General features: G+C 63.4%; 14 protein-coding genes. 8 read left to right on the forward strand and 6 right to left on the reverse strand.

Annotated features, from left to right (window positions below):
- Nucleotides 1-26 precede the first annotated feature (26 nt).
- Nucleotides 27-1,031 (reverse strand): MBL fold metallo-hydrolase, encoded by a 1,005-nt coding sequence (locus CHB87_RS18630; protein ID WP_176441856.1) that lies wholly within the window; start codon nucleotides 1,029-1,031, stop codon nucleotides 27-29.
- A 424-nt stretch (nucleotides 1,032-1,455) separates the two neighbouring features.
- Here CHB87_RS18630 and CHB87_RS18635 point away from each other — a divergent pair, with 424 nt between their 5' ends.
- Nucleotides 1,456-5,244, forward strand: a complete 3,789-nt coding sequence (locus CHB87_RS18635; RefSeq protein WP_089409959.1) for a TonB-dependent receptor — start codon at nucleotides 1,456-1,458, stop codon at nucleotides 5,242-5,244.
- 162 nt (nucleotides 5,245-5,406) lie between these two features.
- Nucleotides 5,407-6,237 carry a glutathione peroxidase gene (locus tag CHB87_RS18640; RefSeq protein WP_245818084.1) on the forward strand — a complete coding sequence of 277 codons (831 nt, stop codon included), beginning with the start codon at nucleotides 5,407-5,409 and terminating at the stop codon, nucleotides 6,235-6,237.
- Nucleotides 6,238-6,418: 181 nt separating this feature from the next.
- On the opposite strand, the gene atzF is transcribed toward CHB87_RS18640, so the two are convergent.
- From atzF to CHB87_RS18665, 5 genes are all read right to left on the reverse strand, one after another.
- A complete protein-coding gene (atzF, locus tag CHB87_RS18645) occupies nucleotides 6,419-8,215 on the reverse strand; it encodes an allophanate hydrolase (protein ID WP_089409960.1) in 1,797 nt (598 codons plus the stop codon).
- A gap of 165 nt (nucleotides 8,216-8,380) precedes the next feature.
- A complete protein-coding gene (gene uca / locus CHB87_RS18650; RefSeq protein WP_089409961.1) occupies nucleotides 8,381-11,992 on the reverse strand; it encodes an urea carboxylase in 3,612 nt (1,203 codons plus the stop codon).
- A 188-nt stretch (nucleotides 11,993-12,180) separates the two neighbouring features.
- Nucleotides 12,181-12,876, reverse strand: coding sequence for an urea amidolyase associated protein UAAP2 (locus CHB87_RS18655; protein WP_245818085.1), 696 nt, complete (start codon nucleotides 12,874-12,876; stop codon nucleotides 12,181-12,183).
- A 21-nt stretch (nucleotides 12,877-12,897) separates the two neighbouring features.
- Nucleotides 12,898-13,620 (reverse strand): urea amidolyase associated protein UAAP1, encoded by a 723-nt coding sequence (locus CHB87_RS18660; RefSeq protein ID WP_089409962.1) that lies wholly within the window; start codon nucleotides 13,618-13,620, stop codon nucleotides 12,898-12,900.
- A gap of 58 nt (nucleotides 13,621-13,678) precedes the next feature.
- Entirely contained in the window at nucleotides 13,679-14,713 is a 1,035-nt protein-coding gene (locus tag CHB87_RS18665) for a Vgb family protein (protein ID WP_089409963.1), read from the reverse strand.
- A 304-nt stretch (nucleotides 14,714-15,017) separates the two neighbouring features.
- On the opposite strand from CHB87_RS18665, the gene CHB87_RS18670 reads away from it, so the two are divergent.
- From CHB87_RS18670 to CHB87_RS18695, 6 genes are all read left to right on the forward strand, one after another.
- Nucleotides 15,018-16,106 (forward strand): putative urea ABC transporter substrate-binding protein, encoded by a 1,089-nt coding sequence (locus tag CHB87_RS18670; RefSeq protein WP_089409964.1) that lies wholly within the window; start codon nucleotides 15,018-15,020, stop codon nucleotides 16,104-16,106.
- A 5-nt stretch (nucleotides 16,107-16,111) separates the two neighbouring features.
- Nucleotides 16,112-16,972: an ABC transporter permease gene (locus CHB87_RS18675; protein WP_089409965.1), complete on the forward strand. Its 861-nt coding sequence runs from the start codon at nucleotides 16,112-16,114 to the stop codon at nucleotides 16,970-16,972.
- Complete coding sequence (locus tag CHB87_RS18680; RefSeq protein WP_089409966.1) at nucleotides 16,957-17,871, forward strand: ABC transporter ATP-binding protein; 915 nt, start codon at nucleotides 16,957-16,959, stop codon at nucleotides 17,869-17,871. The genes CHB87_RS18675 and CHB87_RS18680 overlap by 16 nt, the downstream gene beginning before the upstream one ends.
- Nucleotides 17,868-21,113, forward strand: a complete 3,246-nt coding sequence (locus CHB87_RS18685) for a PSD1 and planctomycete cytochrome C domain-containing protein (RefSeq protein ID WP_089409967.1) — start codon at nucleotides 17,868-17,870, stop codon at nucleotides 21,111-21,113. The genes CHB87_RS18680 and CHB87_RS18685 overlap by 4 nt, the downstream gene beginning before the upstream one ends.
- Before the next feature lie 36 nt (nucleotides 21,114-21,149).
- Entirely contained in the window at nucleotides 21,150-22,577 is a 1,428-nt protein-coding gene (locus CHB87_RS18690) for a DUF1501 domain-containing protein (protein ID WP_089409968.1), read from the forward strand.
- Nucleotides 22,578-22,772: 195 nt separating this feature from the next.
- Nucleotides 22,773-23,261, forward strand: a complete 489-nt coding sequence (locus CHB87_RS18695) for a c-type cytochrome (RefSeq protein ID WP_245818086.1) — start codon at nucleotides 22,773-22,775, stop codon at nucleotides 23,259-23,261.
- The last annotated feature ends 39 nt before the right edge of the window (nucleotides 23,262-23,300 follow it).

Below are 23,300 nucleotides of genomic sequence, written 5' to 3' on the forward strand. Positions count from 1 at the left end.
GAATCAACTTTATTGGACCACGAACGCTAGGGCTTTGTCTGGTCCCACATGTGATCGAGTTGAAACTGCTGGGTCTGTTTGAAGGTGTTCTGCGACCCGTCCTGCGCGCGGAAGGCCGGGCCGCTGGGCCAGAGCGAGAAGTCGCGGTAGGCTACGCGCTTCGGCGTACCGTTCAGCGTGGCGAGCGCGGCCTGCATCTCGAGCAGCGTGCCGCGCGAGAGCTCGAGCGCATGCTCGTCGGGTTGATAGATCGTGCCGACAGGGTAGTCGAGGAAGGGCGTGCGCGTCTCCTCGATGTGGCAGCCGAGGATGTGGGCGACGGGCTTGTCTTTGGTGAACTCGACCAGCCGCGTCGTGCTTTTGGTGAAGGCGTCGAAGTCGCGGATGTAGATGCGGCCGGGATAGACGCTGTCTCCGGTGAGCAGCACGCCGGTCTGGCGGTCGTAGAGCGCGATGCTGGCCGTGTCGTGGCCGGGGATGGGGATGGCGTCGAGGACGCGGCCGCCAAGGTCGATGGAGCCGGTCTGCTCGGGCCAGTTTGCGATGTTGTAGAGCGTCTTCACGGCGTCGACCGTGGGCGCGATGAAGGCGATCGGCATGGCCGCATCCTTCAAGGCCTGGATGTCGGCATCGCCCGCGATGTGGTCGCCGTGCGAGTGCGAGTGCGTGACGACGACAGGCATGGACGTGCGCTGGTTGCGCGTCATCCACTGGTGGACGACGTGCTGCAGCGTGGGCGCGAGGTTGCCCTTGCGCGAGCCGGTGTCGTAGAGCAGCGCGCGGTCCTTGCCGAAGAAGAGGTAGACGAAGGGCTTTTCGTAGTCGGTGCAGCCGCTCTGGCGCAGGATGAAGAGATCGGGGTTGTACTCATGCACCTGCCACTCGGGCATCTCCATGCACTTCGGGCCGCCGGTGGACCAGGTGAGCGGCAGCTTGCCGGGACGCACCGTGCCCCCATCCGGCTGGGCAAACTGTGCGTGGAGCGAGGTGGAGAGAGCGAGGGCGAGCAGTGCGGGCGCGAGTGTCTTCAAGCGATTTTCCTCGTTGGCGTTGGATCGACGTGCATGCAACGGAGTAGGATTCTGCTTCGGTATTCATCTTCCGTATACGGAGGATAGATATGGTGTATCACAGCGCGCATGCTTGAGAGCCAGGGCGTCCAGGCCGCTCGGAAGTGCTTTCGCAGCCGCATATTCATTGGCGTTTCACATACATTGCCAGGGATTCCGCAGGCAGCGCGGGAGTCAATCCACGCCTTGACTCTATGCCAGCCATAGCGATTCCCCTTGGCATCGCGAACCGGCCCGAATCGTTGCGCTATGCTCAGGTCATTACTGAAACAAACCACCGGGGACACGGCGAGTCGGCACCTTTGTGCCGGGCTTTTCTTCTGCTGCACCAAAGATCGATTGCATGCAATTGCAAGCTGTCTGCACCTACTTTTGGAGGACGTTCATGTCGAATCACAAGTTCGGTTTTACCCGGGGAGTTACGCTTTCTTCCCTACTCGCACTGGGCGCCTGTACAACGCTCTTGGTCGGCGTCCAGACGCCGCTGCTGGCCCAGTCGAACACGACCGGCCTGAGCGGTACGGTAGTCGATCCGTCGGGCGCGTCGCTGGCCGGCGTCACGGTATCGATCATGAATCCAGCAACCGGCACGACGCAGACGACGGTAACGAAGTCGAAGGGTGAGTACACGTTCTCGCAGCTCACGCCTGGCGACTATGAGGTTCACGTCATTGGGAAGGGCTTCGCGGAGCAGGTGCAGTCGGTCAAGCTGCTGATCGCGACGCCGGTAACGGCAAACTTCAGTCTTACGGTCGGCACGACGGAGATCATCAACGTTGAGACGAGCCTCGCTTCGATCAATTCGACCGACGGCACACTCGGCAAGGCGTTTGACAGCGCGCAGGTGCAGAATCTGCCGTATCTTGCGAACAATGTCACCTATCTGCTCTCTCTCCAGCCAGGTGTTCTCGCGCTCGACAGCGGCGCCCAGACCGGCGGGCTGAATACCGACGTCCGTACTGGAATCGTGAACGGCGCGCGTCAGGACCAGACGAACGTCACGCTGGATGGCGTCGACAATAACGACCTTACGAACGGCTATGCCTTCAACGGCGCGCTCCGCTCGACCCGCGACTCGGTTGAAGAGTTCCGTGTGACGACGACCAATGGCGGCGCGGATGCCGGCCGTTCCTCGGGTGGCCAGGTATCGCTCCTCACCCGCAGCGGCACCAACCAGTTTCACGGCAGCGCCTATGAGTATTACCGCAGCAGCATCGGTCTGCAGAACAACTGGTACCTCAAGCAGTCGCAACTGTCCTCGGGTAAGCCGAACATTCCGGCCAAAGTTCTTCAGCATACGTATGGCGCGTCGTTCGGCGCACCGATCATCAAGGACAAGCTCTTCTTCTTCGGCGCTTATGAGGGCTTCAAGCAGGCGAGTGGGTCGGTCGTAAGCCAGGTTGTACCCTCAACCATTGGCGGCGGTGGTCTCATTACCGGCACGGTGACCTACGCGACCTGTGGAGTGGGCAACGCTACAACCTGCGCCTCACCCACGTATAAGACACTCAGTGGCGCGGACATCGCTTCGTTGGATACGAAGTGTACGGCAGCCGGTACGTGCCCGAACGGGCCGGGTGTGGACGCCGCCGCCGTCGCCTACTTCAAGACCTTTCCTTTGGCCAATACGCCCGGAACCAGCTCAACCGCGGACGGTTACAACACCGGTCTCTATACCTTTACTTCGCCGTTGCCGTTGCACCAGATCACGAATATCGCGAAGCTGGACTACAATCTCACACCCCATCAGAGCCTGTTCGTCCGAGGCAACTTGCAGAGCGACAACCAGTCGACCGCTCTGCAGTTTCCGGGTCTTCCGGCAGCTTCGAGCATCTACGGAAACAACAAGGGAATTGCAGCCGGCCACATCTGGAACATCGGCAGCAGCCTGAGCAACAACCTGCGCTATGGTTACATTCGTCAGGGAGCTGCTACGCGCGGCACCGGCAGCCAGCCCTATGTCAGCTTCAGCGAGATCAGCACGATCACCGCAACGACGACCTCGACCGTGTACTTTATTACGACGAACAACTTCACCGACGACCTGACGTGGAGCAAAGGCCACCACACGATTCAAGTCGGCGTCAACGATCGTCTGCTTTATAACAGCCGGTACTTCGATTCGCCACTGCTGACCAATGCCAGCGTAAGCGCGACCCTTCTGGCTTCGGCGGCTATTGCCGGTACGGGCGGAAGCTTCGATGCCGGCGCCGGCACATGCGCCAACTGCGCGCCCGTTGCTTCGAGCTTCAAGACCTACTACAACGCGGCCATCATCGACACCGCCGGTGTGATCGAGAGCGGCAATGTCGGCACGGAGTACAAGGTTCAAGGTGGCTCCCTCGTTCCGGCCGGTGCAGGCGTCGTTCCTACCCATACCTATAAGAATTGGGAACAGGAGTATTACATTCAGGACCAGTGGAAGGCGACCCCTCGTCTGACCATTACCGCCGGTCTCCGTTACACCTACCTTGGCGTGCCGTATGAAAAGAACGGCCAGCAGATCGCTCCGACGGCAAACCTGAACAGCTTCCTGCAGAGCCGAGCGGCTGCCGCCGCCGCGGGGACCGCATACACCACACGCATCGCTTTTCAGGCATCAGGCTCAGCGAACAATGCGCCCAACTTCTGGACCGCGCAGAAGGCCAACTTCGCGCCGCGTATTGCATTCGCTTATGCCACGGCCGACAACCGCACCTCCATCCGTGGCGGCTTCGCGCTGGCATACGACCATCTGGGCGAAGGCGTCATCGACCAGTATGAATCCACGTCCAGCTCGCTTCTCTCGCTTTCGCGGACGAATCAGTTCTCTTACAAATACATCGACACGAATCCCCGGTTCACGGGGTATCACAATGTTCCGCTTGGGTCGTATTCGGTGGCGACTTTGCCACTGCCGTACACCCCGGCCGATAACCCATTTACGTTCCTGCGCAGCATCAACGCCAATATCAAGACGCCCTATGCGGAGACCTTCAATCTCTCCCTGCAGCATGAAGTGGTTCACAACATGACAGTCACGGCCTCCTATGTCGGTCGCCTTGGACGTCACGTGATCCAGAACCTCGACGTAGCGCAGCCGACGAACCTGCTGGATACTGTCAGCGGACAGACGTACTACCAGGCCGCAACCGCCTTCGACAAGATGATCGACGCCGGCGTGAAGGCAGCCAACGTGCCCGACTCGGGTTACTTCCACAACATGTTCCCCAACGCCAGCTACGCAGGGTATAAAGGCGCTCAGGCTTACTATGCATACCTTGCCGCCGGCGATCGCGGTAACGAGACCGACCCGCTCTTCAACTGGGACACCGATCCAACGGCTTCGCCTGCGGGACAGAGCTTCCGCTTCTTCTTTCCACAGACCTCGTCCATCTTCGCTCAGTCGAGCGTGGGCACCAGCAACTATCACGCGTTGCAGCTATCGATGCGCCAGGTCGTGAAGTATGGCATCGAGTACGACGTCAACTACACCTTCTCGAAGTCGATGGATCAGGGCTCTTCGCCTGAGCGCAGCTTTGCCAACCTGTTGCACAACTCGTTCAACCCGGCGGGTGACTATGCGGTGTCGGACTTCGACGCACGGCATAACTTGACAGCCAACTACATGATCGGTTTGCCATTCGGCATGGGTAAGCCCTTCCTTAATGGCGGAAACGGCATCATCGAACGCATTGTTGGCGGTTGGCAGCTCTCCGGTACGGTCCACTACAGCACCGGATTTCCTTTCAGCGCAGTTGCGACGAGCACTTACGGCACCAACTTCGACAGCTCCAGCTACATGGTGAAGACGGCTGCTATCCCGACAGGAGGTCATCGGTATGTCGGTGGTTCCTCACCTTATGAAACCGCTCTCAAGGGCATCACGGGAGCACAGGCGATCGCAAACCTTCGCTTCGCTTACGCCGGTGAGGTAGGACGCCGCAACGACTTCCGGGCCGATGGATATTTCTCGATGGACGACGGCATGTCGAAGTCCTTCAAGACGTTCGGTAAGCAGGCGTTCAAGATCTCGGCCGAGGTCTTCAACGTGACCGGCACACCGCGCTTCAACAACATCAGCACCAATGGAACCAGCACCAACTTCGGTAAGTACAGCGCCTCCAGCAGCACTGTTCCGGGCAATCTCACCCAGCCGCGCCAGATGCAGTTCTCGGGCAAGTACATCTTCTAACCCAACGGGGCGGCGCGCATCCGGCGTCGCCCCGTCTTTGCTTCCATGACGAAACTTATGCATTGTTGACCCCCCGAATGCGTCAGGACATGCGAAGCTGATTCGTATGTCCTGATTCTTTGCTTGCGGCCCCAGCGTAGCTTCAACAGCAGGAGTAGATCGATGTCTTTGAATTGGAAGTTGACGACCGCGCGGTCGTTCCACCGGGCCGGCCTGGCGGTCGCAACGCTGGTGTGCATGAGTCCCGCCTTCGCGCAGGACAAGCCCGCGCCGCCGACGACCCGGACCATCCCGCTCTCGAACAAGGAGACGCCCGGCCCGGCCAAGGCGACGACGGACAAGACGAAGTCCGATCCGAGCGATTTCAAGGAAGCCGCGCCGGCCGGCGGCGGACGCCGGGGCAGAGGCGGCGAGGGCGGCGATAAGGACGCCAAGCCGGAGAAGACAGCCTACGACTACGAGCTGCCGGGCGCCGATGGCAAGGGCGTACCGCTGAGCGGGTTCAAGGGCAAGACCTTGGTCGTCGTCAATCTGGCGCGGAACTCCAGCTACAACAGCCAGCTTCCCGCGCTCGAGAAGCTGGCGGACAGCTACAAGGACAAGGGCGTGGTCGTGATCGGCGTGCCTTCGGACGAGTTCGGCGCGGCCGAGCCCGGCAAGGACGCCGAGATTCAAAAGGCCTATCAGGACGCCAAGGTGACCTTCCCGGTCATGGCGAAGTCGACGATCACGGGCGATTCGGCGCTGCCGTTCTACGTCTTCGCAACCGGCAAGGGCGCGCCCGAGGGCGGACCGGTGCATTGGAACTACACCAAGTTCATCGTCGATAAGACGGGCAAGGTGACGGCGCGCTTCGGCTCCGACGTGACGCCGGACTCGAATGAGTTCCTGTCGGTGCTGGACCAGGTTCTGGATGGTTCGTACAAGCCGAAGAAGGCTGGCGGGCCGGGCGGTGGCGAGGGTGGCGGTGGTGGAGATGGACCGCCGAGCTAGCGTCGCCTTCTGACAACTCACCACAATCGCACGTCATCCTGAACGTAGTGAAAGACCCCCGTATTTGTCTTTGTACTTGCTTTTGTTCTCTTTGAAAGAGAGCAACAACAAATGCAAAAGTCAATACGGGGGGTCCTTCACTACGTTCAGGATGACGGATGTTTGTGGCGGGCCCCGCTCTTTACTTCAAGCTCGAAAGGTACGCGCGCCAGCCGCCGAGGCTGGTGATCTCGACTGCGTCTGCGGTCGCCTCGGGTTCGACCAGGAAGCCCATGACGAGCGAGCCGTCCTCGAGCTTCAGCTTGCCGATCGAGAGCGGCTGCGGCACGCCGTCGACGAAGCTGCCCACGGTTTCGGACGGCAGCGCCCAGACCTCCACCTCGATGCCCGGACCGGCATAGCCGGGGACGCGGACGAGGCCGGGCTTCGGCGGCGTGGTGTTCTTGAGCGCGTAAAACTTGTAGTCGACCGCAGTCTTCGTGCGGCGGACGAGACGGCCTCCGCGTTGTGTGAGCTGCCAGTTCAACGGCTGGCCTTCGAGATGCGCGCCTACCACGGCCATCAGCAGCGTGCCCTGGGGTGTGGTTGCCGGGGAGAGCGGCGTGGTGGTGGATAACGCTCGCTGGCTGCCGCCAAGCGTGGCGTTCAGGGCGCGGTGCAGCTTGTCGGCGACGGGCAACAGGGCAGTCTCGGTGAAGGCCTTGCCGATGAGCGTGACGCCGAAGGGCAGTCCGTCTGGACGCATGCCGGCGGGCACGGCGACGGCGGCGAGGTCGAGCAGGTTGACGAAGTTCGTATACGTCCCGAGATGGCTGTTGCGCTCGACCGGCGCCTCGGCAATCTCGGCGATGGTGTAGGCGCGGGGCGCGGTGGGCAGCAGCATCAGGTCGAAGTTCGCCCATGCCTTTGCGGTCACGCCGCGCAGGGCTTCGAGCTTGTAGGCGGCGTCGAAGGCGTCGACCGCGGTGTACCTGCCCGCGCCAGAGATGATGCCCGCGACGGTGGGGTCCATCTTGTCCTTGAATGCTTCGATGAAGGTCGCGATGGCGGCGTAGCGCTCGGCGACCCACGGGCCTTTGTAGAGAAGCTGTGCCGTGGCGAGGAAGGGCGCGAGGTCGAACTCGATGGGCTGTCCGCCGAGCTTCGTCAGGGCTTCGACGGCGGCCTGGTAGAGCGCGGGATTCTGCTCGTCGCCGAAGAACTCCAGCGCTTCGGGCGAGGGGACGCCGAAGCGGAAGCTGGGCGCCGCGGCCCAGGGCGAGGCGCCGGCGCCGACGCCGGGCTGGCGCGAGTATGGGTCTTTCTCGTCGTATCCGCCTGCGGCGGCGAGCACGAGAGCGGCATCGCCGGAGGTCTCGGCGAAGATGGAGACGCAGTCGAGCGTGCGGCATGCGGGCACGACGCCCGCCGCGCTCAGGACGCCGCGCGTGGGCTTGAGTCCGACGAGGTTGTTGAACATCGCGGGCACGCGGCCGGAGCCGGCGGTGTCCGTGCCGAGCGAAAAGCTGACCAGACCGCTGGCGACCGAGACCGCCGAGCCGGAGCTTGAACCGCCGGAGATGTAGTTCGGATTGAAGACGCTCGAGCAGATGCCGTAAGGCGTCCGTGTGCCGACGAGGCCGGTGGCGAACTGGTCCATGTTGGTCTTGCCGATGAGGATCGCTCCGGCGGCTTCGAGGCGCGCAACGACGGTCGCGCTCTCGGCGGGGATGTAGGCGTACTCGGCGCAGGCGGCGGTGGTGGGGCAGCCGGCTACGTCGATGTTGTCCTTCACGGCGAAGGGGACGCCGTAGAGCGGGAGGCTGGTCTTGTCCTGCGCGGCCAGGGATTCGGCGCGGGCGAGCACGCGCTCCTTTGGCAGCACGGAGATCCAGATAGGGTGCAGGCCTTCGGCCTCGATGCGGGCGAAGATCTGTTCGACTACGTCCACCGGAGTGGTCGAGGCGGCGTATGCGTGGTGGAGGGCTTCGATGTTCAATGAGGCTCCTTGGTGATAGGGGCAACCACAAATGCTCGTCATCCTGAGCGGAGCGAAGGACCCCTGTATTGGTTCTTGCCGTTGCTTGTTCTCGCTGGCGGCAGGAGCAACGACAAGAGCAACAGCAGATCCTCTGCGAGGATGACAAACAAGAAAAGCAAATGCTCAGTCGGGCCGGACGCTTACCAGCAGTTGTCCGCTCATGACCAGTGCGCCGAGGTTGCAGTGAATCTCCGCGACCGTGCCCGCGACGTGCGAGGTAATGGCGATCTCCATCTTCATCGCGTCGAGCACGACGAGCTTCTGGTCTTCTTCGACGTGGTCGCCGACCTTGACCGGAATCTGGAAGACGCTGGCTGTAACCGACGACGATACGCCCTCGCAGCCCTCGGGCACGACGGCGTCGGGTTGGTCTGCCGGGGTCTCCGGCGGTTCGACGATGGTCATCTGGCCGGCGGCCTTCCAGCGTTCGCGCTCAGCGTTGAAGCTCTCCTTCTGATGCTTCTTGAAGGCCGCGGCCTCGGGTGCGATCGAGGTGAGGAAGGCCTGGTACTCGGCGAGGTTGAACGTCGTCTCCTCGACGCGCAGCTCGTACTGGCCGTGCGGGAAGAGCTCGCGGGCGCGCATCAGCTCCTCGTGCGAGACGGGGTAGAAGCGGATCTGGTCGAAGAAGCGCAGCGACCATGGCTTGCCCGCGACGAAGGCCGGGGTGGTCTTCCACGCGTTCCAGACCTGGATGGTGCGGCCGACGAGCTGGTAGCCGCCCGGACCCTCCATGCCATAGACGCACATGTACGCGCCGCCGATGCCGACTGCGTTCTCGGGTGTCCACGTCCGTGCAGGGTTATACTTCGTCGTTACGAGACGGTGGCGTGGGTCGACCGGCGTCGCGACCGGCGCGCCGAGGTAGACGTCGCCCAGTCCGAGCACGAGGTAGCTGGCCTCGTAGACGATGCGGTGGACATCTTCCACCGAATCCAGGCCGTTGATCCTTCGGATGAACTCGATGTTCGACGGACACCACGGCGCGTCCGGACGAACGGCCTGCATGTACTTCTGCTGCGCAAGCTGGGCCTGCGGGTCGTCCCACGAGAGCGGCAGGTGGACGATGCGCGAGGGCACGGTGATGTCGGTCAGGGGCGGCATCGCCTGGTCGAGCTTGTCCAGCGTGTCGATGAGGTAGGCGCGGGGCAGGACGAGCGAGTTGTAGTGGATGTGCAGCGAGCGGATGCCGGGCGTGATGTCGACGATGCCGTCGAGGTTTGCCTCGCGCAGCTTCTGTTCGAGGACGTGGACGCGGAAGCGGAGGTTGAGGTCCAGCTCCATCTCGCCGTACTCGACGAGGATGTACTTGTCGCCGTCGGCGCGGAAGACCATCTTCGTCGGCCGGTCGGTGAGGGTGCGGATGACCGCGGGTTCTAGGTCGTTGGTCTCGGGCAGGGCGGCCAGCGGCGTGGTGAAGTCGACGAGGTACCGGTCCTGCTGGCGTTCGAGCGCCTCGGCCTGTGCGAGCGTCAGGCGGCGGAAGTGGACGGTGTCGCCGGCCTTGAACTGGCCGAGCTTCCAGAGCTCCGCCTGCACGATGGCCGCTGGACAGACGAAGCCGCCGAGCGAGGGCCCATCCGGCCCGAGCAAAATGGGCATGTCGCCGGTGAAGTCGATGGCACCGATGGCATAGGCGTTGTCGTGGATGTTCGAAGGGTGCAGGCCGGCCTCGCCGCCGTCGGTGCGGGCCCATGTGGGCTTCGGTCCGGTGAGTCGAACGCCGGTGCGGTCGCTCTGGTAGTGGACCTTCCAGAGGGTCGAGAAGAGCATCTCGATGTCGCCGTCGGTGAAGAAGTCGGGCGCGGTGTGGGGTCCGAAGAGGACGCCGACCTCCCAGTTGCGGGCGAGCGCGGGCTGCTCTCCGGCGGGCACGGCGAGCGGCTCGGTGAGGGTGACGTCGGGCTGGCCGAGGTGGAGGACGTCGCCGCCGCGCAGGCCGCGTCCGGCGTGTCCGCCGAAGCCGCCGAGCATGAAGGTGCTGCGGCTGCCGAGGTAGGGCTGGGTGTCGATGCCGCCGCGCACCGCCATATAGCCGCGAATGCCTTCCTTGGCCGCCGCGCCGAGCGAGAGCGTGTCGCCGGTCTTGACGATAATGGGAACCCAGCGCTCGACGAGCTTGCCGTTCAGCTTCGCGCCCATGTCCGCGCCGGTGAGGGCGATGACGGTCTCGGTCTGGAAGCGCATGCGCGCGCCCAGGGTCGCGAACTCGACCGCTGCCGCATTGGCCGAGTTGCCGACGATGCGGTTGGCGATGCGGAAGTTCAGGTGGTCCATCGGGCCCGAGGGCGGCACGCCGACGTTCCAGTAGCCGATGCGGCCGGGGTAGTCCTGCACGGTGGACTGCGTGCCGCCATCGAGGATCTCGATGGCGTCGCGCTTGAAGTGGAAGCCGCCGAGGAAGGCGGTGGTGACCGTGCCTGCGACGAACTCGGGCGAGCGCACGACCTCGCGCAGATAGCTGAGGTTGGTCTCGGTGCCGTCGATGTGGGTCGCGGCGAGCGCGGCGTCCATCTTCTGGAGGGCCTCGGCGCGGTCCTTGCCCGTGACGATGATCTTCGCGATCATGGGGTCGTAGAAGGGCGTGACGGTCGCGCCGGACTCGATCCAGGTCTCGGTGCGGGCGAGATCTTTGCCGGGGAAGGTGACCTGGGTCAGCTTGCCGGGGGTGGGCTGGAAGTTGGCGGCGGGGTTCTCGGCGTAGACGCGGGCCTCGATGGATGCGCCAGTCAGCTCGATGTTGTAAGAGCTGAGCGGTGCGAGCTCGCCCGCGGCCTGCAGGACCATCCACTCGACGAGGTCGACGCCGGTGACCTGTTCGGTGACGCCGTGTTCGACCTGCAGACGGGTGTTGACCTCGAGGAAGTAGAACTCGCCGGTGGAGTCGTCCCTCGAATCTTCGTTATAGATGAACTCGACCGTGCCGGCGTTGGCGTAGTTGACGGCCTTGCCGAGGAGGATGGCGGAGTTATAGAGGCTCTGGCGGGTCGCGTCGGTCAGGCCGGGCGCGGGGGTCTCTTCGAGCACCTTCTGGTGGCGTCGCTGAGCGGAGCAGTCGCGCTCGCCGAGGGCGATGACCTCGCCCTTGCCGTCGCCGAAGATCTGTACCTCGATGTGGCGTGCGCGCGCGACGTACTTTTCGAGGAAGACGCCGGAGTCGCCGAAGTTCGCGCGGCTGAGGCGCAGGACGGACTCGAAGGCCTCTTCGAGCTCCGCCGCCGTGTGGCAGACCTTCATGCCGATGCCGCCGCCGCCGCCGGAGCTCTTGAGCATGACAGGGTACTTCAGGGTCTCGGCCTTGGCGAGCGCGTCCTGAAGATCGACCAGCAGTCCGGTGCCGGGGAGGAGTGGGACGCCGCAACTCAGCGCGGTGGCACGAGCGGTGTGCTTCAGGGCGAAGGCGTCGATGTTCTCGGGCGTCGGGCCGATGAAGACGATGCCGCGCTCGGTGCAGGCGCGGGCGAAGGCGATGTTCTCGGACAGGAAGCCGTAGCCGGGGTGGACGGCCTGGGCGCCGGTCTGTTCGATGGCGGCGAAGATGGCGTCGAAGGAGAGGTAGCTCTGGGCGGCGGGCGCGGGTCCGAGGAGGACGGCCTCGTCGGCTTCGAGCACATGCAGCGAGCTGGCGTCGGCCTCGGAGTAGACGGCGACCGAGCCGACGCCCATCCTGCGCAGCGTGCGTTCGATGCGGGTGGCGATGGCGCCGCGATTGGCGATCAGGACTTTGGTGAACATGTGGTTCCTCGAACTTGGTTTGTGGCTTTGAATCGAGCGCGGTGGCCGCCCCAAAAGCAGGTCCTTCGACTTCGCTGCGCTTCGCTCAGGATGACAGATATTTGTGGCCGGGAGATAAAGGATCACACCACCAGCTTGTTATCCTGAGCGAAGCGAAGGATCTGCGTTCGGGAGTGGCGACGACTCGATTACGCCGTCTCCGGATCCCAGATCAGAATCCGAACCGGCGTCGGGTTATACGCGTTGCAGGGGTTGTTGAGCTGCGGGCAGTTGGAGATGACGATCAGGGTATCCATCTCGGCGCGCAGCTCCACGTACTTGCCTGCGTCGGAGACGCCGTCTTCGAAGCTCAGCTTGCCGTTCGGCTGCACGGGCACGTTCATGAAGAAGTTGATGTTCGCGGTCAGATCGAACTTGTTCAGCTCGTGGCCGGTCTGGGAGGCCCAGTTCATCGCGCCCTTCAGGAAGCTCTGGCGGCAGGCGTGCATGTGGCGGATGTCGAGGTCGTAGCGGACCATGTTGCTCTCGGCCGAGCAGGCGCCGCCGAGCGTGTCGTGCCGCCCGCAGGTGTCGGCGACGATGGTCAACAGGGTGTTGCGCAGCGTCGACATGAGCCGCGTGCCGGTGGTCAGGTAGACGTTGCCCTGGGTCCGGATGGTGTCCTGGGCGCTGTAGCGGTCGGTATAGTTGTGCGCGTTGTAAAAGAGGGTGTCGACGGCCTGGTTGCCTTCGAGGTCGACGATGCGGATGTACTGGCCGCGTTCGATCTCGCGCACGAAGGAGTCGCCGGCCAGCACGACCTGGTCGAAGACGGCGTCTTCGGCGAGGCGTGGGCTGACGGTGATGTTGAGTTCGGTCATCTCTTCGATACCTTGAACGTTCATGAGAGGGGCCTCCGCTTCCGCTTAGAGGAAGTAGCGTTCCGTAATGGTAAAGCCGCGCGCGTTCTCGGGGCGGAAGTTGCGGGTCGGGTCGTCGGGGCCGGGCGCGGCGACCTGCTTCAAAGTCAGGGCGACACGCTTCTGGGCGTAGTCCGGGTCCGGGTCCATGGGGTGCTGGCAACTGTTGAGAATCACCAGCGTGTTCATCTCGGCGCGGAGTTCGACCGCGCTGCCGGCGGGCGCGTTGCCCTGGACGAAGCGCATCGCGCCGAGTTCCGAGACCTCGACCTTGCTGAAGAGGTTGACGTTCATCATCAGGTCGCGGGCGCCCAGGCCGTACTTCGCCAGCTCGATGAGGAAGCCGTCGAGGCCGTTCTGGTGCCAGGCGTTGCGGGAGTGCTGGTAGTCGTCGCGGCCATACTTCTTCGCGACCATCGCGGCGTCCGAACAGCCGCCGAGCGGATCGTGCCAGCCGACCGTGTCGTGGGTGATCGAGCACAGGATGCGGGCCATGTCCGAGTAGAGCGCCACGCCGGCGGTCAGGCGCGCGATGTGCTGCGCCTTCAGCGAGTCGGGCAGGCAGAGCCGCTCGGAGAGGTTATCCGCGTTCAGCAGCAACACGCCGACGTTGGGGTTGTCGTCGATGGCGGTCAGCCGCAGCGCCGTGCCGCGCTTCAGAATATGGGACCAGGTGGAGGAGCCGGGTAAGGTCTCCTCCCACAGGATGCGTTCGTTCGTCTGGTTCAAGGGAGATGTATCTTTCTCCGGCCGCTTCGCCGGGGCTTTGCGTCTCTGCGTGCGGGCGCTACTTTTGCTGAAAGGGAATGCGGTAGACCGAAGCCAGACGCAGATTGGAGAGCCAGACCGAACCCAGACCGGCGCGCATGCCGTCGCCGCCCGGACCTGCCCACTGATTGACGACCTTGTCGGTCTTGGCGTCGACCTGGGTCAGGGGGAAGTCGAACATCGCGGCCCAGACATAGCCGCCGCTGTACGAGAGATCGCCGCCCGAGCCGGGGATGCCGGCTTCGATGGTCGCGACGAGCTTGTTCGTCTTCTGGTCGATCTTCGAGATGGCGCCGTCGCCCTGGTTCAGGGTCCAGACGAAGTCCTCGCTGGCGGTGATGAAGCGCGGCTTGGGTCCGACGGGAATGGTCGCGACCACGGAGTTGGTCTTTGGATCGACCTTGACGACCGTATTTTGACCAAACGACGAGATCCAGACGAAGCCGTTGGCGAAGACCGGATTCTCGGTGCCCTCGGGCAGCTCGATGGTCGCGGCGACGGAGTTGGTCTTCGGGTCGATGCGGAGCAGCTTGCTGGGCTTGACTACGAACCAGATGGAGCCGGCGCCGGTCGCGATGCCGCCCTCGGAGTTGGCCGCCTCGGCCGGGATGCTGGCGACGATCTTGCCGGTGGCGGGGTCCAGCCGCTCGATCTCGTGTGCGGGGCCGCAGCTCGGCACCCAGATGGAGCCGAAGCCCTCCGTCAGGCCGGCACAGGGACGCGCCACGTCGGCGATGATGCCGACCGTGTTGGTCGCGGGCAGAAGCTGCACGACGTGGTTGGCGCGGGCGCTCGAGACCCAGACGCCGTGGTCCTTCGTGATGACCTGCCAGTCGGGCGAGCCTTCCACCGGGAAGGTGGCGTCCTTTTTCAGCTCGTCCATCGTGTGCGAGACGCCGGGGGTGTGGACGCCGGGGCGAACGATGCGTGGCGGACGCGGCGGCGCGGCCGGACCTGTCGCGGCAGGCGAGGTCGCCGGCTGTTGCGCCGAAAGGGTGCATGCGCCGGCCAGAGCGATCGCGGCAAAGCGGCTTAAGTGCTTGATAGCAGGCATAGATGTCGGTCCCGTCCCGTCTTCCACTGAGGTCAAGCCGCCGATGCGTTGGAGGCTTGTTGCAGGTGTTGCAATTTTGGCTGTTGAGCATAAATTACATGCTTGAAACAGTCGCAATAACATTCTTATATGCGGCGCATGCGTAAATTCGGATGTATTGGACTGCCCCTATGACTGCCATCGCCGATCACCATGCAAAATCGGCCCGTAACCGCGCACTCGCTAGAATGAGCACATGCATTCGCTTCCAAATGACGGTGGTCCGCACCGCCCGGCAGGTTGTCGCGCCGGCGCGTCTTCGACGATGTCTCGTTGTCGTCCGGCTTTCTACGCGGCTTTGCTGATGCTGGTCGCGCTGTTTGCCTTCGCGCCCCGCGCCCAGGCCGCGGCGCCGCCGACCTTTACCGTGGGCTGGTCGGTGTATGCGGGCTGGAACCCCTACTTCTATATGCAGAAGTCCGGCATCCTGAAGAAGTGGGCGGATAAGTACGGGGTCGTGATCAAGGTGCAGCGGTTCGACTACGCCGCCTCGCTCGACTCCTTCGTCGCGAAGAACATCGATGCCTGCACCATGACCAATATGGAGGCGCTCGATATGCCTGCGGCGGCGGGCGTGGATTCGACCGCCATCGTCATGGGCGACTACTCGAACGGCAACGACGCCGTGCTGACGCGCAACGGCCTGACCTTCGACAAGCTCTCCGGCCACAAGGTGATGCTGGTGCAGAAGACGGTGTCGGAGTATCTGCTGGAGCGCGGCATGGTGATGAACGGGCAGCAGGCCAAGCTGAATACCCTGAAGCTCATCAATACGTCGGACTCCGACATTGCGCCGGCCTTTTTGAACAACAAGGGCAACGAGGCGGTGGTGACCTGGAAGCCTCTGGTCTCGCAGATCCTCGAAGACAAGAGCGTGCATTCGATCTTCGACTCGTCGAAGATTCCGGGCGAGATCCTCGACCTGCTGGTGGTGCAGACCTCGGTGCTGCAGCGGCCGGACGGCTCGGGCGAGCGCTTCGCCAAGGCGATCACCGGCGCGTGGTACGAGACGATGTCGCAGATGGCTGGCGGTCCGCAGCAGCTTGCGGCGCTGAAGGGAAGCGCGGCGGCCTCGAGCGACACGCTGGAGTCTTATAAGGAGCAGTTGAAGACCACGGCGCTGTTTGCAACACCGAAGGCTGCAACCGAGTTCACCACCAGCCCCACGCTGAAGCAGAAGATGGAGCTGGTGCGGCAGTTCTGCTTTACGCACGGGTTGCTGGGCAAGGGCATCAAGTCGGTCGATGACGTGTCCATCGCGTATCCCGACGGTTCGGTGCAGGGGCGCAAGGATCGCGTTCGCCTGCGCTTCGATGCGAAGTACATGCAGGCGGCAATGCAGGGGAAGCTCTAACCACTATGGCGCGATTCTCTCCATTCGATATTCAGGCGCGACCGAACTACCTGTTGGGGCAGGCGTTGTCGTTCGTCCTGTTTGTCGTGTGCCTGGGGTTGTATATTCACACCTCGAAGGCGCGCCACCAGGAGAATCCCGAGGACCGCGTCGTGCCCAGTGCGGCGCAGCTTCGTGCGGGTATCCACTCTTCGGCTCTCGAACCGGCCGAAGAAGACGATTACATCGCACCCGAGGGCGCAGGCAAGTGGGAGCGCTTCCGCCACTCGATGATCTGGAAGGACACGGCTTCGAGCGGCAAGCGCTTCGGCATCAGCCTGCTGCTGTTCCTTCCGGCGATTCTGCTGGCGCTGCACATCGGGCTGTACCCGTATTTCAATGCTGGCTTCATGCGGTTCGTACTGTTCTTCGATAAGATCGTTGCGCTTTCGCTACTGCCGATCCTGATTATCGTCTTTGGTACCGACGAACTTTCGAAGATCTCGCTCATCTTCATTGGCGTCGCGCCCACGCTGATCCTCGACGTCATCCAGATGGTGAAGGCGGTGCCGCAGGAGCAGGTGGTGAAGTCCTTCACGCTGGGCGCGAACGACTTCGACGTGACGTATCGCGTGGTGCTGAAGCAGATCATGCCGCAGATCATCAACAGTCTGCGGCTGAACCTGAAGCCGATCATGCTGTTCCTGTTCGCGGGCGAGATGATCGCCGCATCCGACGGCCTCGCGTACCGGATCGCCATCATGCGGCGTCATATGGGCATGGACGTGATCCTGCCCTATGTGCTGTGGGTCGCTCTGCTGCTGTTCCTCGTCGACTTTGGCCTTCGCCTTGTAAACAAGAGGATGCATCCATGGTTCCAGTCCTAGAGATGGAAGCGAACGCATTGGCGGCAGCACCCTCCTCCGCGGCGGGCACGGCGATCCATGTGGATCGGGTGACGGTCTCGTATGCGGTCGGCAAGAATACGCGCAAGGTCATCCTCGACGAGGTGGAGCTCGAGATCGCGGCGGGCGAGTTCGTCGTGGTGCTGGGCGAGACGGGCTGCGGCAAGAGCACGATGCTGCGCATGATCCTCGGGCAGGAGCAGCCGACCGCGGGCGCGATCCATGTCGCGGGCAAGACCATCGATCGCGTGGGCGCGAGTTGCGGCTACGTTCCGCAGAAGTACTCGCTCTTCCCGGACCGCACCGTGCTGGGCAACCTGATGATGGGACCGGAGACGGCGAATTACCATATCCTCGGACGGTTGAAGCCGAGCTTCCGCGCCTTTCGCAAGGCCGTGCGCGAGCAGGCGATGAAGCAGCTCGAGCGCATGGGGTTGCATGCGACCGACGCGGACAAGTATCCGCACCAGCTTTCGGGCGGCATGCAGCAGCGCGTGGCGATCGCGCAGGCGTTGATGATGAAGCCAACCATCCTGCTGATGGACGAGGCGTTCTCGGCGCTCGATCCCGGCACGCGCGGCAGCCTGCAGCAGATGCTGCGCGAGATATGGCTTGAAACAAAGCCGACCGTTGTTTTCGTCACACACAACACCGCCGAGGCGCTGTTTCTTGCCAGCCGTATTATCGTTTTGGCGAAGCAGACGGGGCCCGGCAGGGCTGGCGCGAAGGTCGCGCTGGACATGAGATTGCCCGAGACGGGCATGAGCCTGAAGAAGAACGGCCAGCGGTTTCTCGACCTGGTCGAACACATCGAGCTTTGCTCCCAGGGATTTGAAGCCGCAGCAGAACTGACACTGAACTTTGAAGGAAATGCGCAATGAAGGCACATTGGCTCCGGGATTTATTCGTCGGTACATGTACGCTGCTTACGCTGGGCGCCAGTCTCAGCCGGGTTCATGCGGTCTATGGCGCCGAGACGCCGAAGCCTGCCCAGGCTGCTCCCGATCCGCACTACTTCGCCGAGAACGTGGCGCCGGTGCTCGAGAAGAACTGCTATGGCTGCCATAGCGCGACGAAGCAGAAGGGCGGCCTGCGGGTGGACTCGCGCGACGCGCTGCTGAAGGGCGGCGAGTCTGGCCCGGCGATCGTGCCGAGCGACCCCGGCAAGAGCCTGCTGGTGCGTGCGATCCTGTACACCGGCGGCGACCTGCAGATGCCGCCGAAGGGCCGTCTGCCCGACGAAGACATCGCGCATATTACGAAGTGGATCAAGGACGGTGCGGAGTGGGATGCGGCGTCGGCGCCGTCCGTGGCGGCCGCGCCCCCTCAGGGCGCTCCGCCCGCGCTGGGGCAGCCGGCGCTAAAGAACGCGGCTGGCGAGGAGTTCTTCGAGAACAAGGTTCGTCCGATCCTGGCGACGCAGTGCGGTACATGCCACCAGGCACGGTCGGCGGGCGGCCTAAGCCTGACCTCGCGCGAGGCGCTGCTGAAGGGCGGCGACTCCGGGCCGGCGATCGTGCCGGGCGATCCGGACAAGAGCCTGCTGATCACCGCCGTTCACCAGACTAGCGAGCTGAAGATGCCGCCGAAGGGGCCGAAGCTGTCGGACGAGGACATCGCGTCGCTCGCGCAGTGGATCAAGATGGGCGCGCCGTGGCCGGCCAGCGCGGTTGCCGTGCGCGCCGAGGGCAAGGAGATCACGGAGGACATGCGGCGCTTCTGGTCGTTCGTGCCGCTGAAGGCGCCGGCGATTCCAACCAACAGCCCGAACGCCGCATGGGCGAAGACGGACGTCGACCGCCTCGTGCTGGCGAAGCTGGACGCCAAGGGTCTGAAGCCGAGCCCGATGGCCGACCGCCGCACGCTGATCCGGCGCGCGACGCTGGACCTGATCGGCCTGCCGCCGACCGAGGAAGAGGTAAAGGCCTTCGTCGCGGACAAAGACCCCAAGGCGTATGAGAACCTGATCGACCGCCTGCTGGCCTCGCCGCGCTATGGCGAGCGATGGGGACGTCACTGGCTGGACGTCGCGCGCTATGCGGACGACGATATTCGCGGGCTTGATCCGCGCGGACGCGGCTACATGCCGCTGGACGGCGCCTATGTCTATCGCGACTGGGTCGTGAAGGCGATGAACGCGGACATCACGTACGACAAGTTCGTGAAGATGCAGCTTGCCGGCGACCTGATGAGCCAGAAGCCGACGCCGGACGATCTGACCGCCACGTCGTTCCTTGGGGAAGCGCCGTGGATCTGGGATCAGGCGGAGCCGGTGCAGGGCCGCGCGGATGAGCGCAACGAGCGCATCGACGCGGTCAGCCGCGGCTTCATCGGCCTGACGGTGGCGTGTGCGCGCTGCCACGATCACAAGTACGACCCGATCCTGGCGAAGGACTACTACGCGCTGGGCGGCGTCTTCGCCAGCTCGACGTACAAGGAGTACAACCTCGCGCACGAGTCGCAGGTGAACTATTGGAAGGACCTCTTCACCAAGGTCGACAAGATGGACGAGGCGGTCCAGCTTTATAACAAGACTGCCTCCGACCAGCTTGCGAAGGCTTATGCGGCGCAGACCTCGAACTACATGGTCGCGGCGTGGCGGGTGACCGGCAAGCCGAAGATGAAGGTCGAAGAGGTGGCCGAGAAGGATCGGCTCGACCCCGAGCAGTTGGACCGCTGGGTGAAGTTCCTGGCCAAGAAGCAGAGCTTCTATCCCTACCTGCACGACTGGCAGATGATGATCGCGCAGGGCGGCAGCGAGGATCAGGCAAGGGCGCTGGGCGACAGCTTCCAGGCGCTGATTCTCGACCTCGAGATCGAAGAAAAGGCGATCGAGGACGAAAACGACAAGATCAAGGCCAAGGCCGACGTGCCGACACGGCGCAAGAAAGAGGCCAAGCCGAACGAGTTCGACACATACGACGAGTTCTGCCCCGGCTGCACGCTGGAGCTGAAGGTGATGACGTCTGAGCGCGCGAATCTCTACAGCGACCTCTTCGTTCGCGGTCTGGGCGGGGATGAAGGACGCGGCGATCCGGGCCTGTTCAGCTATCGCGGCTGGGCGCTGCGCCGCCGGCTGGGCGACGCGGAGCAGCAGTATCTCGCGCAGCTTGAGACCGAGTCGAAGAAGATGCACAAGGAGCTGCCGGATCAGTATCCGTTCGTGCACGGCATGTCGGACAAGCCGAAGGCGACGGACATTACGCTCGACGTGCGCGGCAACCCGCATGCGGCCGGTCCTGTCGTACAGCGCGCGTTCCTGACGGTGCTGAGCCCGGCGGACAAGAAGCCCTATTCGCAGGGCAGCGGACGGCTGGAGCTGGCGAACGACATCGTGGCCAGCCCCATTGCCTCGCGCGTCTGGGTGAATCGCGTGTGGAAGTGGCACTTCGGCACGGGCATCGTGAATACGGCGGACAACTTCGGCAAGGTCGGCGATCCGCCGTCGGACCCGGAGCTGCTGGACTACCTCGCGATCCAGTTCCAGAAGGACGGCATGAGCCTGAAGAAGCTGCAGAAGACGATCATGCTGTCGGCGGTCTACATGCAGTCGTCGAAGGAGAGTCCGGAGGCGCATGAGAAGGACCCGGAGAACCGGCTCTACTCGCACTTCACGCTGCAGCGTCTGGACGCGGAGCAGTTGCGCGACTCAGTGCTCTTCGTGGCCGGCGATCTGGATGTCTCGAAGATGGGCGGACCGGCGAAGGAGCTGGGCCTGATGAATACGCGGCGCACGATCTACGCCAAGGTCAGCCGTTACCGCATCGATCCGTTCCTGCAGGCCTTCGACTTCCCGAACCCGACGTTTACGGCGGAGCAGCGCTTCTCGACGAACGTGCCGGTGCAGCGTCTTTACTTCATGAACAACACCTTCGTTTATGCGCAGGCGGGCAAGTTCGCCGACCGCGTCTTCTCGAAGGGCGACGACGCGGCGCGGATCAAGGCGGCGTACCAGATTCTCTATCAACGCGACCCGACGGCCGACGAGCTGCAGCTTGGGCTCGCGTTCCTGAAGTCGACGCCGGAGAAGCCGGGGTATCTGGTCAACCAGGAGCCTTTGACCGCGTGGAAACAGTACGCGCGCGTGTTGTTCAGCTCCAATGAGTTCGAGTTCCTCAACTAGAATCAAGCAAGGCAAGCAGCATACGGGAGACACACCATGTTCAAGCCGAAACCAATCGATCGTCGCGATGCGCTGAAGAAGATCGGCGGCGGATTCGCTTTCCTGAGCTTTGCGAGCATGATCGGCGAGTCGCTCGCGCAGGCGGAGACCACGCCGGGCGCCGCGCCCTGGATGAGCAGCAAGGACCCGAAGTTCAAGCCCAAGGCCAAGCACGTTATCTTTCTCTTCATGAATGGCGGCGCCTCGCACATCGACACCTTCGACCCCAAGCCGATGCTGGCGAAGTTCGACGGCCAGCCGATGCCCGGCGGCGATCTCGGCCACGAGCGCAAGACCGGCAAGCTGATGAAGTCGCCCTTCGAGTTCAAGAAGTATGGCAAGAGCGGCATCGAGGTCTCGGAGCTCTTCCCGAACGTGGGCGAGTGCATCGACGATATCTGCGTCGTGCGCTCGGTCTTCACCGAGATTCCGAACCACGAGCCGGCGCTGATCATGATGAACACCGGCGCGAACGTCGCGGGGCGTCCGTCGATGGGCGCGTGGCTGACCTACGGTCTGGGCACGATCAACAAGGATCTTCCGGGGTTCGTCGTGCTCTGTCCGCAGGTGCCGACGACGGTCGGGCCACCGCTCTGGAGCTCGGCGTTCCTGCCGCCGGTGCATCAGGCGACGTATGTCTCGGACGACACACGCTCGAAGGAGTTCGACCCGTACAAGCTGATCCCGAACATCCACAACGACCGCTTCGACATGAATCAGCAGAAGCAGGAGATCGCGCTGCTCGAGAAGCTCGACCGGTTGAACATGGCGGAGACGCAGGCGAATCCGCAGCTCGAGGCGACGATCGGCTCGATGGAGACGGCGTATCGCATGCAGACCGAGGCGCCCGAGGTCTTCGACGTGCGCAAGGAGAGCGAGGCGACGATCAAGATGTACGGCGAGGGCTCGACCGCGCGCGGCTGCCTGACCGCGGCGCGCCTGATCGAAAAGGGCGTTCGCATGGTGCAGGTGTACTACGCGCAGGGCGATCCGTGGGATCACCACGCGGACATTCTGATGCATCGCAAGAACGCGAAGGACTCCGATCAGCCGTTCGCAGCGCTGATCAAGGATCTGAAGGCGCGCGGTTTGTTCGACGAGACGATCATCGTCTGCGGCTCGGAGTTCGGCCGCACGCCGGTCGTGGAGCTGGGCGGCGCGGGCACGCACAACGGTCGCGACCACAATCCGCATGGGTTCACGATGTGGCTTGCGGGCGGCGGCATCAAGGGCGGCATGACCTACGGGGCGACGGACGACTTCGGCTGGAAGGTGGTGGACAAGCCGGTGCATGTCCACGACATTCACGCCACGATTCTTTACCTGATGGGCATCGACCACACCAAGCTGACCTACCGGAACAGCGGTCGCGACTTCCGTTTGACGGACGTCGCGGGCAATGTGGTCCACGACATCATCGCGTAAGCCGGCCGCGCTCGGATGACCGCCTGACCCAGAATGCCTGTCATCCTGAGCTCAGCGAAGGACCTGCTTTTCGTTCGCTGGACTCAGGCGCTTTTCGTCGCCGCGAGCGAGACGCAGGTCCTTCGACTGCGCTCCTCTTCGCTCAGGATGACAGAGCTGAGGCGAGATGCGACAACGAAATCACGGGATGTTGGAGTGAACAAAACCATGCCGCACGGCAGTAGACTCATCGCGCTCGCCCTGGCCTGCGCCGCGCTCAGCGGCTGCAAGGCGACGCAGCCGGGGAAGGTCGAATCGAAGATCGCGACCTGGACCAAGCTGCATGTCACCGTCGGCGGCAAGAAGGACGTCAACCCGGTCAAGGCCACGGCCGAAAACATCGACGAAGGGAAGCAGCTCTTCGCCTCTTACTGCATGGTCTGCCACGGTTACGACGGCCAGAATACGGGCGTGCCCTTCGCCAATACGCTTGCGCCGCGAGTGCCTTCGCTGGCGAGCCCCGAGGTGCAGGCGTATACGGACGGGCAGTTGAAGTGGATCATCCAGAACGGGCTCTATCCCTCCGGCATGCCGCCGTCCGAGGGCGAGTTCTCGAACGAAGAGATGTGGCAGATGGTGGCGTTTATCCGTCATCTGCCGCCGAAGGGGAGTCTTGGCGTGCCGTCCGTTTATGGCGGGAAATAGCGCGGTCCGTTACTGTAGACGTGCAGGCTCTCCGAGGGT

Source organism: Granulicella rosea (assembly GCF_900188085.1).
Taxonomy (GTDB): domain Bacteria; phylum Acidobacteriota; class Terriglobia; order Terriglobales; family Acidobacteriaceae; genus Edaphobacter; species Edaphobacter rosea.